Raw genomic sequence first — 15,670 nt, forward strand, 5'->3', positions numbered from 1 at the left:
AGGATCCCCCGCCGATGCGGAGGATCCGATTGAACCCACTCTTGGGGCGGTTAGCCGAGAACGCGGTCGCGCTGGGTGCGATAGGCACCTTCAGATTTGGTGATCCAGCCCGAAGAGGCTTTCATCGACGCTTCGACGCTGTTGCGGATTTTTGCGAACAGCTCGTCACCCATGAACTCGTCCAGGGTTTCCTTGGTCGCGGAGCCAAAGGCATCCCAGACGCTGTCAGGGAATTCCAGGGTCTTCACGCCACCGGTCTGCAGACGCTGAAGAGCCGCACCGTGGTTGTTCATGAACTGCGACAGGCTCCACTGGTGACCTTCGGCCGCCGCGATTTCGATGATTTTCTGATGCGCGGGCGACAGGCTGTCGAACACGTCACGGTTGGTCGCCACGGACAGCGCCGCACCCGGCTCATGGAAACCGGAGGTGTAGTAGACCTTGGTGATTTCCTGGAAGCCCATCTTCTCATCTGCCCAGGGGCCGATCCACTCGGTGCCGTCGATCGCACCGGAGGACAGCGCCTGATACACTTCGGAGCCGGGAATGTTCTGAACCGATGCGCCCAGCTTGCCGAGCGCCTTGCCGCCCAGACCCGGCATACGGAACTTCAGACCGTTGAAATCTTCGGGGCTGTTGATTTCCTTGTTGAACCAGCCACCGGCCTGAGGGCCAGTGTTGCCGCCAAGGAAGGATTTCAGACCGAAGATCTGGCCCAGCTCATCATGCAGGGCCATGCCTTCGCCCTGGTAGTACCAGTTCACCAGTTCCTGCGGCGTCATGCCGAAAGGCACGGCAGTGAAATAGGCATAGGCCGGGTGCTGGCCGGTGAAATAATAGTCGGCACCGTGGTACATGTCGGCCTGACCGGCGGTCACCGCGTCAAATACCTCAAATGCACCAACCAGTTCGCCGGAAGCTTTGAGGTCGATGGTCAGGTCGCCATCGGACATGGCGGTGATCGAATCTGCGACGCGCTGTGCGGAGTCATGAACGCCCGCGGCGCCACGGCCCCAGGTGGTGACCATGGTCAGGGTACGCTTGCCCTGCGCATAAGCCGGTGCGGCCAGAGTGGTTGCTGCAGCGGCGCTGCCCCCCAGCGCGGATGTCTTCAAAAAGGAACGACGATCCATAGGTTTCTCCTCCCATTTAATTGGATTGCCCCGGGTCTGTGCCCGAGGCGGGTCTTGTCGAGTGACGCAAGCCTAGCTGTACGCTGCGTCATGTGAATACCTACTACTGCGTAGAAAACCGCATTTTGGACAAATTATTTGGCCAAAATCTGGGCAGCCTGTGACAACCGCCAAGGCCGATCCCGAGATTCGCGCGCTGAGCGCAGCTGTGGGGGCTTTGATTCTCCGGGCGGATTGCGTAACGATTCGACCATGCAGCTGATCCCCCAATTCTTGCGCCCCAACTACGCCCAGAAGCTGTCCCTGCTGGCGACGCTGCCGCTGATCGTGGCCGGGGCCGCCATTGCCGTGCTGGTCTCCGTGCAGTCGCGCGCATTGGCCGAACGCGAGATCAAAGCGTTGGAACAGCAGCTGTTGCAGGCCAAGATGGCCGAGCTGCGCAACTATGTGACCCAGGCCCGCAATGGGTTTTCGCACATCTACGGTCTGGCGGCGCCAGATGACGAGGAGGCCAAGGAAAAGGTCACCCAGATTCTCAGTGCAATGATCTATGACCGCGACGGGTTTTTCTTTGTCTACGACTACGGCGGCACCAATCTGGTTAGCCCGCGCCAGACCGAGTTCATCAACAACAACTGGAAGGGGCTGACTGATAGCCGCGGCACACCGGTCGTGGATGAATTCATCCGCTTGGCCCGTCAGGGCGCCGGATGGCACACGTTTATGTGGGAGAAACCCTCAACCGGCGAAGAGGCGCAGATGGTTGCCTATGTGCTGGGCTTGCAGGACTGGCAATGGGCCATCGGAACCGGGGTGTTCATTGATGATGTGCTGGCCTCTGTCGCGGCCTCGCGCGCCGAGGTCGAGACCCGTGTGCGCCGTACGTTCTACTACATCGGTGGCATCACCCTGTTTGCACTGGGGCTGGTCTTTGCCTCCGGTATGGTGCTGAACATCCGCGAGCGTCGTCTGGCGGACGCCAAGTTGAAAGAGCTGACCCAGCGGGTTTTCGACGCCCAGGAAGAAGAGCGCGGCCGGGTGGCGCGCGAGCTGCACGACGGGATCAGTCAGCTCCTCGTCGGGGTGCGCTACGCGCTGGACAACGCGCGCAGACGCCTGTCGCGGGGAGATTTTGACCGGGTCGAGGATCCGCTGAACAAAGGGATCTCGCATCTGGGCACCGCCATCACCGAGGTGCGCCGCATCAGCCGCGACCTGCGCCCCGGTGTGCTGGATGATCTCGGCCTTGGCCCGGCGCTGAAGGCACTGACCGATGATTTCGCCGCACGCACCGGCATCGAGACCCGTTTCAGCACTGTCGTGTTCCGCAACCGTCTGGACGGGGATGCCAAGATTGCGCTCTACCGGATCGCGCAGGAAGCGCTCACCAATATCGAACGCCACGCCGAGGCGACGGAGGTCACCATGGATCTGCGCGGACACGCGCGCGGCGCCACTATGCGGATCACCGACAATGGCCGCGGCCTGCCCCCGGTTCAGGACCGCAGCGGCCCGGGCATCGGGCTGCGCAATATGCAGGAACGAATCGAACAGCTTGACGGCACCCTCAGGATTTTGTCATCACGGGGCACGCAAAGCGGCACCGTGATCGAGGTCCTGCTGCCGCTGAGCCATCTGCTGCCCCCGGGTGATGCCTCCAAACCGGCGTCCAAGCGGGTGTCCTGAGCCAATCGGCGCTCTTGCCAGACTGTCGCCGCCGCACCGGTGGATGCACGCGACGGGCTGGACCGCGCCACGCCAAATGAGGGGGGAGACCATGCCAAATACCATTCGCGTTCTGATCGTTGACGATCACCCGATGGTCGCCGAGGGCATTCAATCCATCCTTGAAAGCTATGACGATATCGAGGTTGTCGGCATCCCCGGCAACGGCGAAGAGGCGGTGGCCGAGGCCCGCGCGCTGAAACCCGATGTGATCCTGATGGATCTCAATATGCCGAAACTGGGCGGGTTGAGCGCCACGGAAATCATCCTCGAGCAGACCCCTGCCACCCGCATCCTGATCCTGTCCATGCACGACAGCCCCGAATATATCTCCAGCGCGCTGGCGCATGGGGCCATGGGCTATGTGCTGAAAGATGTCCCAACCGAGGAGATCCGCCAGGCCATCGACACGGTGATGCGTGGCGAGACCTATCTCTGCACCGGCGCCGAAGGCTCGCTGAAGCCGAAAGACGACCCCGCCCGCGAGGCGCTGACCGGACGTGAGCAGACCATTCTGCTCGAACTCGCACAGGGCAAATCCAACAAGGACGTTGCCCTGGCGCTGGATATCTCGGTGCGCACAGTGGAAACCCATCGCAAGAACATCAAACGCAAGCTTGGCATTTCCTCGACCGCCGGTCTCACACGCTACGCGCTGGAACATGGCGTGCTGCAGGGCACCGGTCACAGTTTCTGACCCGCCCACCCCGCCGCCTGGTGGCAGAGCTAAAATTGCGCCGCAATGCAGCAGAAACTCCCGCAAACTAGGTCCGATGCGCCTCGCAATTTGGCAAAACGCCGTCGCGCGTGATCTGACCTTGGCCTTTGGTTCAGGGAGATTTTCGACTTTAGGGCCGAAGTGGTCCGATTTTCGGCCGTGCGAAAGGCGAAAATGTCGCCAGGAACCCCGCCAGCGCAACAAAATGTCCGAAACTGGGGTATTTTCGGTTCATTTCCCTGTTGACGCCCCCGGCCACCGGTCCTAAGGTCCGCTGCAACGCTAAAGGAGCCAACACGATGAATATCCTAGTCGTAATCGTAGGAACCACGCGCATGGGCCGGTAACGGTAGACCATAATCGAACCCATGCGCCTCCGACCAGAAATCGGGGGCTTTTTTTATGCGAAACGGACGATGCCGCCAATTGGAGCTAAAGCAGATGAAACGTGAGATGACCGGCGCAAAAATGGTTGTTCAGGCCCTGAAGGATCAGGGGGTGGACACCGTCTTTGGCTACCCCGGCGGTGCCGTTCTGCCGATCTATGACGAGATCTTTTTGCAGAATGATATCCGGCACATTCTTGTGCGCCATGAACAGGGCGCGGTTCACGCCGCCGAAGGCTATGCCCGCTCAACCGGCAAGCCCGGTGTTGTTCTGGTGACCTCCGGTCCCGGCGCCACCAATGCGGTGACCGGCCTGACCGACGCGCTGCTGGATTCCATTCCGCTGGTTGTTCTCACCGGTCAGGTTCCAACCTTCATGATTGGCTCCGATGCCTTTCAGGAAGCCGACACCGTGGGCATCACCCGCCCCTGCACCAAACACAACTGGCTGGTGAAAGACACCGAAAAGCTGGCCAGCACCCTGCATGAGGCCTTTCATGTCGCCACCGCGGGTCGTCCCGGCCCGGTGCTGATCGACATCCCGAAGGATGTGCAGTTTGCCACCGGCACCTATCAGGGGCCGAAACCCGCCGCGTCGCATTACCAGCCGCCGGTGAAGGGCGATCTGGAGGCCATCACCGAGCTGGTGGCGGCTATGGAAACCGCAAAACGCCCGGTATTCTACACCGGCGGTGGCGTGATCAACTCCGGCCCCGGCGCCAGCCAGCTGCTGCGCGAGCTGGCCGAGGCCACAGGCATTCCGGTGACCTCCACGCTGATGGGGCTTGGGGCCTATCCGGCCTCGGGCAAGAACTGGCTCGGGATGCTGGGGATGCACGGTCTTTACGAGGCCAATATGGCCATGCACGGCTGCGACCTGATGATCAATATCGGCGCCCGCTTTGATGACCGCATCACCGGTCGTCTGGATGCCTTCAGCCCGAAATCGACCAAGGCGCATATCGACATCGACCCCTCGTCGATCAACAAGGTGATCCGCGTCGATATTCCGATCGTCGGCGACATCGGCCACGTGCTGGAAGACGTTCTGAAAGTCTGGAAGAGCCGCGGCCGCAAGGTGAACAGCGCTGCCATCGCAAAATGGCAGGAGCAGATCACCGAATGGCGCAATATTCGCTGTCTGTCCTACACCGCCTCGGAGACCTCCATCAAACCGCAATACGCGCTGGAGCGTCTGGAAGCCCTGACCAAGGACCGCAACCGCTACATCACCACCGAAGTGGGGCAGCACCAGATGTGGGCCGCACAGTACCTCGGCTTTGAGGATCCCAACCGCTGGATGACCTCCGGTGGTCTGGGCACCATGGGCTATGGCACACCGGCCTCGATCGGCGTGCAGGTCGCGCACCCCGATGCGCTGGTGATCAACGTCGCCGGTGAGGCCTCCTGGCTGATGAACATGCAGGAGATGGGCACCGCCGTGCAGTACCGCCTGCCGGTGAAACAGTTCATCCTCAACAATGAACGTCTGGGCATGGTGCGCCAGTGGCAGGAGCTGCTGCACGGCGAACGCTACAGCCATTCCTGGTCCGAAGCCCTGCCCGATTTCGTCAAGCTCGCCGAGGCCTTTGGCGCCAAGGGCATCATCTGCAAGGATCCAAAGGATCTGGATGATGCGATCATGGAAATGCTCGACTATGACGGGCCGGTGATCTTTGACTGTCTGGTGGAGAAGCACGAAAACTGCTTCCCGATGATCCCCTCGGGCAAGGCGCATAACGAAATGCTGCTGGGCGATGCCGAGACCCAAGGCGTCATCCAATCCGGCGGCGCGGTGCTGGTTTAACCCGGTTCAGGAACAGATACAGCGGGGCGCTATCGCCCTGCCCCGATTTCTAGGAAAGGGACGTAAATGTCTGCCCTACACATCAAAAAAGGCTCCACCAGCCATTCTGCCTATAACCTGCGCCCGAATTTTTCGGATGTTCAGGAACGCCACACCATCACCATTCTGGTGGAAAACGAACCCGGTGTTCTGGCCCGTGTGATCGGCCTGTTCTCGGGTCGGGGTTATAACATCGACAGCCTCACCGTGGCCGAGGTCGATCACACCGGCCATCTGTCGCGCATCACCATCGTCACCACCGGCACGCCGCAGGTGATCGAGCAGATCAAGGCGCAGCTGGGCCGGATCGTTTCGGTACATGAAGTCACCGACCTCACCGTCGCAGGCCCCTTTGTCGAGCGGGAACTCGCCATTGTGAAAGTGGTCGGCGAAGGCGACAAGCGCGTGGAAGCCATGCGGTTGGCGGATATTTTCCGCGCCAAGGTTGTCGACACCACGCTCAACAGCTTCATTTTTGAACTGACCGGCGCACCCGACAAGATCGACGCCTTTGCCGAAATGATGCGCCCGCTGGGCCTGACCAAGATCGCCCGCACCGGCGTAGCTGCCCTGCTGCGCGGCAATTGATCATTCCGACAGGATGACAAAAGGGCTGCGCCATCGCGCAGCCCTTTTTCGTGTCCCATACAAACTGATCCGATTACGCTAGCGGCGGATCCGCTCTTTAGATCAGCTACGGATCAGCTTTCGATCAGCGCTGCGCCGTTTCGCCTGCGCGCGGGCGTCGCGAGCCTGTTTGTCAGGGAAGGACAAAATGGTCGCGCTGGACGGCTGGCTATCACCGGCACCACGAACAGGCGCTTTTACCTCATGGGCGTTATGCTCCGGGTAGACCGAGGGATCCACAAACAAGGGATCGTGGCGCGCGTCCTCCCAGGTCATCACCGTCGCCTCCGAGCGGCTGTTGGGCAGCGATTGGCTGGCTTCATGCTCGGCATCGCCAAGCTTCGCCGCCAGTTCCGGACTCTGGCTTTCTTGGATGACATGCAGATCGCTGGCGAACCGCAACGCGCCCTTGGTCTCAACCCGAAAAGCGACGCAGTCACCCTTGCGCAGCTCTATGGGTTCATCGAGCGAGGTCCAGCGATAATATACCAGATCACCGTGATCTTCGCTCCAGATCACCGCCTGCCGCAGATCGTAGTCCGTCCAAAGAACGACGCCAATCATATCATACCTCACATTGGTCCCGAGCTATTCTGGGATAAATCATGGCAAAGGAACACCAAAAACCTGTAACAAGATCTGTGTCAATTTGTGTCCGGTTTGCGCAAAATTGATGCTGGATAGCGTCAGATCCTCATGTATTATCTACAAGGGTATTAGGGAGTCCCTAGGAAACCACAAGATCTGGTGTAACACCCGGTCCACGACACAGAGGGAGCCAATCTTGAACCAGGCCGATCGTTCGCCGGCGGAACTGCGCAATATGTTCGGTGCCAACCTGCGTCAGCTCGCCAAGGGCTACCGCTCAATTTCGGATCTGTCTCGACGCCTCGGGATCAATCGCACCCAGTTCAACCGCTACCTGACCGGCGAGAGCTTCCCCCGCCCTGACGTGCTGGACCGGATCTGCAATTTCTTTGACGTTGATGCGCGGATTCTGCTGGATCCCGTCGATCAGCTCTCCTGCAAAGGGCAGATCCTTCAGGGGCCGTTCCTCGGCGATTTTCTTGGCCCCGGCGTTGCCAATGTGACCGAGGCATTCTTTCCCTCCGGCCTCTATCAGTTCGTACGCCGCAGCTTTGTACGCACGGATCGCTTTATCCTGGGGTTGGCGCTGGTCTTTCGCACCGAGGGCATCACCTACCTGCGCGGCTATGAAGCGAAATCCGCCATGCGCTACCAGGGCCTGCCGTCGGATCCGCAATCACGGGAGTTCCGTGGCTACGCCTCGGCCCATGATGATGGGGTGGCCTTCCTGCTGTCGCGGCGTGGCGGGCGGACCTCCTCCTTCAACTATCTGGCCAATGTGCCGTCGATGCAGGCCAACATCTGGGCAGGCTATGTTGCGCGCACCAGCCGCGAAAGCGACACGTCGGACCGGGTAACCCGCATGGTCTATGAACATCTCGGCCAGGATCCCGCCGCCATCCTCGGCGCCGCGCGCCGGGCCGGGTTCATAGAACAGCATGAGCTGAGCCCGTTTCAGCAGCGGTTGCTCGGCGTGGGAACCCGGTTTCGCTAGCTGCCGCTCAGGCCGCGGTCGCGATCAGCCGATAGATATGCCAGCTGGCATGGCCGAGCAATGGCAGCACCAGAAACAGCCCCAGAAACCCCGGCACCATGGCCAAGAATGTGGCTATGGCAATGCCTGCGGCCCAGACAAGCATCACCAGAAAATTGGCCTGCACATAGGAAAAACTGGTGATCATCGCGGTGACAAAATCCACCTCACGATCCAGCAGCAGCGGCAGGGAAATCACTGTGATCATGTAAAGCAGCAGCGCAAATACCGCCCCGACCAGGCTGCCGACCAGCAGCATGGTTATCCCGTTTGCTGTCAGGAAAACCTCGGGCGAGCTGGAGATATTGGTCATCGTCGAATGGCCCAGAAACAGCGCAAAGATCATATGACCAAGGAAGAACCAGAACAGGAAGACAATGATGATGATGGCGCAGATCGACGGCAGCTGACGGCGGCTCTGTTGCAGCACAACGCTCAGGATCGCGCCAAAACCCAGCGCCCGCCCCTGTTCCAGCCGGTGCGAGACCTCATATAGGCCGACCGCGGCAAAAGGGCCGACCAACGGAAAGCCGATGGCCGCCAGAACCAGCCAGAAGGTTGTGCCGGTCGCAACGGTAATCCAGGCCATGATCCAGCCCGCCAGCACATAGACCCCGGCAAAGAACAGCCCATAGCCCGGTTTGGCCCGAAAATCAGCCCATCCGCGCCGCAACGCCTGCCCCAGGGTCGACAGGGTCATCGGCTGCAACTGCGGCACGCCAAAGGCTTTTTCGTCCATATGAGGATCTCCTTACAGGGGCGTGTCCGAGCACGGCAGCTCGGGCGGGCGCCGCTCTGGCCAGCGGGTCGCAAGATGATACTGCTGCCCCAGCGCCAGCAGGTCACGGTCGCGGCCATGGGCGGAAAAGATCTGCAGGCCCATCGGCAGCTGACCAGCTCCAAACCCCGCCGGAGCCGCCAGACAGGGCAGGCCCAGCAGGCTGACCGGTGTCACCACCTCCATCCAGCGGTGGTAACTGTCCATCGCGGTGCCGTTGATCGCCTGCGGGTGCTCAAGCGTGATATCGAAGGGCCAGCATTGCGCGGTCGGCAGCACCAGCGCGTCATACTGCGAAAACAGACGCGCCGCGACACGCTGCCAGTCCGACCGCAAATCAGATGCTGCCTGAACCTCCTGCCCGCTCAGCGCCATGCCCTGTTCCAGCTCCGATTGGGCGCTGGCTTTCAGCTGTTGCCGCTGCCCGGAAAACACCCTGAGACCAGAGGCCACGGAAAAGGAACGCAGCGTGCTCCAGCTCTGCCAGATCCGCTCCGCTGCAAAAGGCGGTGCAATCGGCTCGACCTGATGCCCCAAGCCGCGCAGCACCTCCAGCGCGGCCTCGCATGTCTCCAATATGCCCGCCTCCATCGGATAGGCACCGCCCCAATCCGCAAGCCAGCCAATGCGCATCGGTCGCGCGGCAGGCAGGGGGGCGACACCATCCGCCGCCGCAAACCCGGTCGAGAACGGCTGACGCGGATCGGGACCGGAGAGAACATCCAGCAGCAGCGCCAGATCCTCGGGGCTGCGGGCCATCGGACCATTGGTGGACAGCGGATGCAGGAACAGATCGCCGCGTGGCTCATTCGGAACCCGCCCCCAGCTGGGACGGAAACCGTAGACATTGCACCAGCCGGCAGGGTTGCGCAGAGATCCCATCATGTCGGACCCGTCCGCCAGCGCCACCATCCCGGTCGCCAATGCCACCGCCGCGCCGCCGGAGGAACCGCCGCAGCTGCGGCTGCGGTCATAGGGGTTGGCCGTCGCCCCGTAGACCGGATTATAGGTATGCGACCCAAGGCCGAATTCCGGGGTGTTGGTCTTGCCGATGATCACAGCCCCCGCCGCCCGCAACCGCGCCACCATCAGATCGTCCGTCTGCGGCACGAAATCCGCGAGCAATGGCGAACCCTGCGTCGAAGGAACACCAGCCACATTTGCCAGATCCTTGACCGCCATCGGCAGCCCGTTCAGCGGCCCCCGCGTCTCTGCCCGATCGGCAGCGGCCGCCTCGGCAAGCAGCACGTCTCGCGCCCGCAGGGCCACAATTGCATTGACGCTCGGGTTGATCGCCTCGATGCGGTCCAGCGTCTCCTCCATCAGCGCCTCTGCGCGACGACGCCCGGTCGAAAGATCGCGCAGGATCTCGCGGGCGCTGGTCTGGATCTGGGTCATCTCCGGGGGCTCCTGGCTGGCAGATGATGTCAGCCTAGCCGCAGCAAAACACAAAGAAAACCCGCTTGCCGAGGCAAACGGGTCTGCAAGTTCTCAACCGGGGGTGCTACTATCGCAAAGCGGCAGGATGCCGCGTCGAAATCACTCGCCCTGCGCTTCCGAGCGGCTCTTTCCGGCGACGTTCAACGCCAGCGTTGCCGCCATGAACCCGTCCAGATCGCCGTCCAGCACACCTTTGGTGTCGGAGGTCTCGTGCTGCGTGCGCAGATCCTTCACCATCTGGTAGGGCTGCAACACGTAAGAACGGATCTGGTTACCCCAGCCGGCATCGCCCTTGGCCTCATGGGCGGCGTTGATATCGGCGTTCCGGCGGTCCAGCTCCAGCTGATAGAGCCGCGACTTCAGCGCTTTCATGGCGATGTCACGGTTCTGGTGCTGCGACTTCTCGGAGGAAGTGACCACGATGCCGGTGGGCACGTGGGTGATGCGGACCGCAGAATCGGTGGTGTTGACGTGCTGGCCACCGGCACCGGAGGAGCGATAGGTATCCACCCGAATATCCGACGGGTTCACCTCGATCTCGATATTGTCGTCCACCACAGGGTAAACCCAGACCGAGCTGAACGAGGTGTGGCGCTTGGCTGCGGAATCATAGGGGGAAATCCGCACCAGACGGTGCACGCCGCTTTCCGACTTCAACCAGCCATAGGCGTTGTGGCCCGAAATCTTGTAGGCGGCGGATTTGATCCCCGCCTCTTCGCCCGCGCTTTCGGACTGCAGTTCAACCTTGTAACCCTTTTTCTCTGCCCAGCGGACATACATCCGTGCCAGCATCGACGCCCAGTCGCAGCTCTCGGTGCCGCCTGCGCCTGCATTGATCTCAAGGAAGGTGTCATTGCTGTCGGCCTCGCCATCCAGCAGCGCCTCCAGCTCCTTTTCGGCGGCCTTTTCCTTCAGCGCCTTCAGCGCGGCCTCGGCATCGGCGATGACCTCATCGTCCTCTTCCATCTCGCCCAGCTCGATCAGCTCCATATTGTCGCTGAGATCCTGCTTGATGGATTTATAGGTGTCGATTGCATCAACCAGCATCTGCCGGTCGCGCATCAGGGCCTGCGCCGCCTCGGCGTCGTCCCACAGGTTGGGATCCTCAACGCGGGCGTTGAACTCTTCCAGGCGGAACTCTGCGGTTTCCCAATCCAGACGCTGCGCCAAAAGCTCCAGCGACTTTTCGATATCGGCCACGATGTTCTGAGTTTCGGCGCGCATGGCAATCCCTTGAAATCACGTATCAGGCCTGCGTGATAAACCACCCGCGCCCTGCGGGCAAGCCGACGCAGCAGGCAGCAGCGCGATTGGCGCACCACGTCACCGCACAGCATAAAACGGGCGGGGTCATGATTTCCACGCCCCGCCCCTCAGATAGGTTCGCGCTAAACAGTCGGCGTCAGTAAAGCCCGCCGGAACTGATGGTGCCAAAACTCGCCTTCGGTCCCAGAACCGCCGTGCCACCATCCGATGTGGTCACCCGGCGCGCTGATTGCGCGGCTTCCTCAAACAGCGGCAGGTTCGACCCCATCGCAAAACCACCGTCAAATGCCAGACCAAAGATCGGCTCCTCACCATCGCGGAAATACTCCGCTACCACATTGGCCCCCGAAGCCGCATCGGCAAGGCGCGCACCAGTGTAGCGGTCGATCTTGATGAAATGGCCGCCCTCCGGCACCGCGAACTTACCACCGCCATATTTGGCCGTCGCTTTCTGCATGAACTGCTGGAACACCGGACCACACATGGTGCCACCATAGGCGCCGCGGCCCATCGGACGCGGCTGGTCATAACCCATGTAACAGCCCGCCACGATATTGGAGGTAAAGCCGACAAACCACACATCGCGCGAGTCGTTGGTGGTGCCGGTTTTGCCTGCGGTCGGCACCGGCAGGTTGATCACGCTGGAGGCGGTCCCGCGCTCCACAACGCCCCGCATCATCGAGGTGAGCTGATAAGCGGTGATCGGATCCATCACCTGCTCGCGGTTGTCCACGATCCGGGGCGCCTGCCCCGGTGCCAGCGCGGGCGAGGCGCAGTCCACGCAGTCACGGTCATCATGGCGATAGATGGTCTCGCCCCGGCGGTCCTGAATGCGGTCCACCAGTGTCGGCTGCACCCGTTCGCCGCCATTGGCAAACATCGCATAGGCCGCCACCATCTTGTAGAGTGTGGTTTCCTCGGCCCCCAGCGAGTTGGCAAGGAAAGCCCCCATATTGTCATAGACCCCAAAACGCTCCGCATAGCCTGCAACCACCTCCATGCCGACCTCCTGGGCCAGTCGGATGGTCATCAGGTTCCGGCTCATCTCGATTCCGGTCCGTAGCGGTGTCGGGCCGTAGAACTTGTTGGTGGAGTTCTTGGGGCGCCACAGCCCCTGCGGGGTGTTGATCTCGATCGGGGCGTCCACAACGATGGTCGCAGGGCTATAGCCGCTGTCCAAAGCTGCCGCATAGACAAAGGGTTTGAAGCTGGAGCCCGGCTGGCGCTGCGCCTGTGTGGCGCGGTTGAACACCGAATGCTGGTAGGAGAACCCGCCCTGCATGGCCAGAACCCGGCCCGTGTTCACATCCATCGCGACAAAGCCGCCCTGCACTTCCGGCACCTGACGCAGCGACCAATGTTGCAGTGCGCCGTCCTTTTCGACCGCGCGGACCAGCACCACATCCCCGGTGGCGAGATTGTCCTTGAAGCTGCCCTTCATCCATTTGATGTCAGAGCGCGGAACCGAGCCGATTTCGGCCACCTCCTCGACGCCTACGCTGATGCTCTGGTCACCGACCTCCAGCACAACCGCCGGATGCCATTTGCCGCCCAGTTCGATATCACGCGGAACGGCAGCAGCGCTGAGCGCCGCGCGCCAGCTGTCTTCGGATGCCAGCAGATCGGCGTCCAGCGTCACGCCAGTGCCCCGCCAGGTGCCACGCGACCGGTCATAGTCCTGAAGACCCGCACGCAGCGCAACAGCGGCCTCGGCCTGCATCTCCTCGTCGATCGTCGCCCGCACCGTAAAGCCGCCGGTGAAGAATTCGCCCTCGCCAAAATCCTCCGAAAGCTGACGACGGATTTCATCGGTAAAATAATCGCGCGGCGGCAGCGCGGTGCGGAAGCTCTCAAAATCGCCATTCTGCACCGAGCGCAGCGGCAGATCGACCTCGACCTTGTAGACCGCATCAGAGATATAGCCGTTTTCGCGCATCTCGCGCAGCACGTAGTTGCGGCGGGTCAGCAGGCGGTCCTTTTGGCGGACCGGGTGATAATCCGACGGCGCCTTTGGCATGGCGGCCAGAGTCGCGGCCTCATGCGGGGCCAGTTCGCTCAGTGTCTTGTTGAAATAGGTCTGGGCGGCGGCTGCCACGCCATAGGAGTTCTGCCCCAGAAAGATCTCGTTCATGTAAAGTTCGAGAATGTCTTCCTTGCTCAGGGTATCTTCCAGACGGGAAGCCAGGATCAGCTCCTTCACCTTCCGCTCCGCCTTGCGGTCCCCGGAGAGCAGGAAATTCTTCATCACCTGCTGGGTGATGGTGGAGGCGCCGCGCACGTTCGACCCGCGCGAGCGCACCGCCTCGACCGCCGCCGCGGCGATGCCGCGCATGTCATAGCCCTTGTGGCTGTAGAAATTCTTGTCCTCGGCCGAGATGAAAGCCTGTTTGACCAGATCGGGAATTTCCTCGGAGGGCGTGAACAGGCGGCGTTCCTGGGCAAATTCGTCAATCAGCTGCCCCTCGCCGGAGTAGATCCGGCTGATCGTCGGCGGCTGATACTGCGCCAGCGATTCATGGCTGGGCAGGTCCCGGCCATAAATCCAGAACACCGCACCAATGGTCAGCGCGATCATCGCGATGCCCAGCGTGATGGTGCTGAAGATGGAACCAAAGAACGATAGAATATATCTGACCACTGTAGAGCCTTTCTCGCGCAGTGCCGCCTATATAGGTGCAGCGGCGCGTGGGGTCAAAACGGGAAACGGCATATTGATGCCGCTGACCCGGAGAAAACAGGGGGAAAGCGACGCTGACCGTCCCCGGATATCAAACGCCCCTGCGCCAGATCCGTTCCGCCTGACCGGCGATCCCGGCGAGCGGCAGCTACTGACGCACCAGCGGGCGGGTCTCATCATCGGCAATGCGCCAGGACAAAAGCCCATTCAGGATGCCCCGCGCCGTGCGTTCGCGCCACTCCGGGTCCATCAGATTGGCCAGATCGCGCGGGCTGGACAGGAATCCGATTTCCACCAGCGCCGAGGGGATGTCGGCCGATTTTAGCACAGAAAAGCCCGCCTCGCGCAGCGGTCGGCGGTTCATTGCCCCACCTTGGGTCTTGAGCCCCTTGACCAGCGCCCGGGCCAGCGCCTGACTGCGCGGATGTGTCTCCACCCGCGCCAGATCCAGCAGCACATCGGTCACCCGGTCATCGACCTGACTCAGATCGGTCCCCGCGAGCAGATCACCGCGTTCATGACGTTCCACCAGCGTCGCCGAGGCCGCATCAGAGGCGTCTTTCGACAGCGTGTAGACCGTGGTGCCATGAGCGCGCCCTTCGGATAGGCTGTCGGCATGAAGCGACAGGAACAGATCCGCCTTGGCCTGATGCGCCAGCGCGATCCGCCGCTCAAGCGAGACGAAGTAATCGTCGTCGCGCGTCAGCTGCACATTGAACTGGCCCGACCGCACCAGCATCTCGCCCAGTTCGATGGCGAATTGCAGCATCAGATCCTTCTCCTGCACCAGACCGCCCTGAACAAAGGCCTCCGCCCCCGGATCAATGCCCCCATGACCCGGATCAATCACCACCAAGAGCGGCGCCAGCGAATCCTTGTCCTCGGGTGCGATCATTGGCGTTGGTGCGGGCAGATCCCAGCGGGCATCGCGCGGCGCGCCGGTGGTTTTGGCAAATTGCTCCGCGCTCGTTTCGCGCAGGGCTACGGTCAGACCCGCAGCCGCTGTCACCGGATCAACCTCCATCGCCGCCGTCTGGACCTGCATTGGGCGCGTCAACTCCAGCACCAGCCGCGACCAGCCCGGCACATAGGTGCCAAACTGCGCCGTCCGTATGCCGTCCTCTGTCACCAGCGCCTCGGCCCCGAGGCCGCTCCAGTCGACCTCCTGAAAATCCAGCACCACGCGCGGCGGGCCATCCAGCGTGAACAGCCGATACGGCACCCCCTGGCTCAGCGCCAATGTCACATCCACCCCCGAGCGGCGATCGGTGGCGCGGCTGTCCTGCGGCAGGATCCGCGCCAGACCGCTGAAGCCCTGCCCGCTGATCTGACTGCTGGCAGCAGCTGTTTCCTCAGCGACAACCGGCGGCGTCATCGCGATCACCAGGGCCGGCAGCAGGGCTGCGAGGGCTTTTATAGGTCTGCTCATGGCTGTTGCTCCGCCCGTTTTTTT

General features: G+C 61.8%; 12 protein-coding genes. 5 read left to right on the top strand and 7 right to left on the bottom strand.

Annotated features, from left to right (window positions below; genetic code table 11):
* Positions 1-50: 50 nt before the first annotated feature.
* The gene (locus VWY60_RS03145) at positions 51-1,133 is read right to left on the bottom strand and encodes a TRAP transporter substrate-binding protein (protein ID WP_340545908.1); all 1,083 of its coding nucleotides are present in this window, start codon (positions 1,131-1,133) and stop codon (positions 51-53) included.
* Between the two features lie 252 nt (positions 1,134-1,385).
* Between VWY60_RS03145 and VWY60_RS03150 the strand changes: the two genes are divergently transcribed.
* From VWY60_RS03150 to ilvN, 4 genes are all read left to right on the top strand, one after another.
* Entirely contained in the window at positions 1,386-2,819 is a 1,434-nt protein-coding gene (locus VWY60_RS03150; RefSeq protein WP_416539803.1) for a cache domain-containing protein, read from the top strand.
* A 91-nt stretch (positions 2,820-2,910) separates the two neighbouring features.
* A complete protein-coding gene (locus tag VWY60_RS03155; RefSeq protein ID WP_416534233.1) occupies positions 2,911-3,555 on the top strand; it encodes a response regulator transcription factor in 645 nt (214 codons plus the stop codon).
* Between the two features lie 462 nt (positions 3,556-4,017).
* A complete protein-coding gene (locus VWY60_RS03160; RefSeq protein ID WP_340545911.1) occupies positions 4,018-5,769 on the top strand; it encodes an acetolactate synthase 3 large subunit in 1,752 nt (583 codons plus the stop codon).
* A gap of 66 nt (positions 5,770-5,835) precedes the next feature.
* Positions 5,836-6,396: an acetolactate synthase small subunit gene (gene ilvN, locus VWY60_RS03165; RefSeq protein WP_340545912.1), complete on the top strand. Its 561-nt coding sequence runs from the start codon at positions 5,836-5,838 to the stop codon at positions 6,394-6,396.
* Between the two features lie 102 nt (positions 6,397-6,498).
* Here ilvN and VWY60_RS03170 read toward each other — a convergent pair whose 3' ends face one another.
* The gene (locus tag VWY60_RS03170; protein ID WP_340545913.1) at positions 6,499-6,999 is read right to left on the bottom strand and encodes a hypothetical protein; all 501 of its coding nucleotides are present in this window, start codon (positions 6,997-6,999) and stop codon (positions 6,499-6,501) included.
* A 259-nt stretch (positions 7,000-7,258) separates the two neighbouring features.
* Here VWY60_RS03170 and VWY60_RS03175 point away from each other — a divergent pair, with 259 nt between their 5' ends.
* Positions 7,259-8,017 (top strand): helix-turn-helix domain-containing protein, encoded by a 759-nt coding sequence (locus VWY60_RS03175; RefSeq protein WP_416539827.1) that lies wholly within the window; start codon positions 7,259-7,261, stop codon positions 8,015-8,017.
* Between the two features lie 7 nt (positions 8,018-8,024).
* On the opposite strand, the gene VWY60_RS03180 is transcribed toward VWY60_RS03175, so the two are convergent.
* The 5 genes from VWY60_RS03180 to VWY60_RS03200 all read right to left on the bottom strand — a co-directional run bounded on the left by VWY60_RS03180 (position 8,025) and on the right by VWY60_RS03200 (position 15,646).
* On the bottom strand, positions 8,025-8,795 hold the full coding sequence (locus VWY60_RS03180; RefSeq protein WP_340545914.1) for a DUF2189 domain-containing protein: 771 nt from the start codon (positions 8,793-8,795) through the stop codon (positions 8,025-8,027).
* Positions 8,796-8,807: 12 nt separating this feature from the next.
* Positions 8,808-10,232: an amidase gene (locus VWY60_RS03185; RefSeq protein WP_416539804.1), complete on the bottom strand. Its 1,425-nt coding sequence runs from the start codon at positions 10,230-10,232 to the stop codon at positions 8,808-8,810.
* Between the two features lie 141 nt (positions 10,233-10,373).
* Positions 10,374-11,498 (bottom strand): peptide chain release factor 2, encoded by a 1,125-nt coding sequence (prfB, locus tag VWY60_RS03190; protein WP_340545916.1) that lies wholly within the window; start codon positions 11,496-11,498, stop codon positions 10,374-10,376.
* A gap of 178 nt (positions 11,499-11,676) precedes the next feature.
* Positions 11,677-14,178 carry a penicillin-binding protein 1A gene (locus VWY60_RS03195; RefSeq protein WP_416534237.1) on the bottom strand — a complete coding sequence of 834 codons (2,502 nt, stop codon included), beginning with the start codon at positions 14,176-14,178 and terminating at the stop codon, positions 11,677-11,679.
* A gap of 187 nt (positions 14,179-14,365) precedes the next feature.
* On the bottom strand, positions 14,366-15,646 hold the full coding sequence (locus VWY60_RS03200) for an N-acetylmuramoyl-L-alanine amidase (RefSeq protein WP_416539805.1): 1,281 nt from the start codon (positions 15,644-15,646) through the stop codon (positions 14,366-14,368).
* Positions 15,647-15,670: the final 24 nt, after the last annotated feature.

Source organism: Phaeobacter sp. JH20_26 (assembly GCF_048056275.1).
Taxonomy (GTDB): Bacteria; Pseudomonadota; Alphaproteobacteria; order Rhodobacterales; family Rhodobacteraceae; genus Phaeobacter; species Phaeobacter bryozoorum.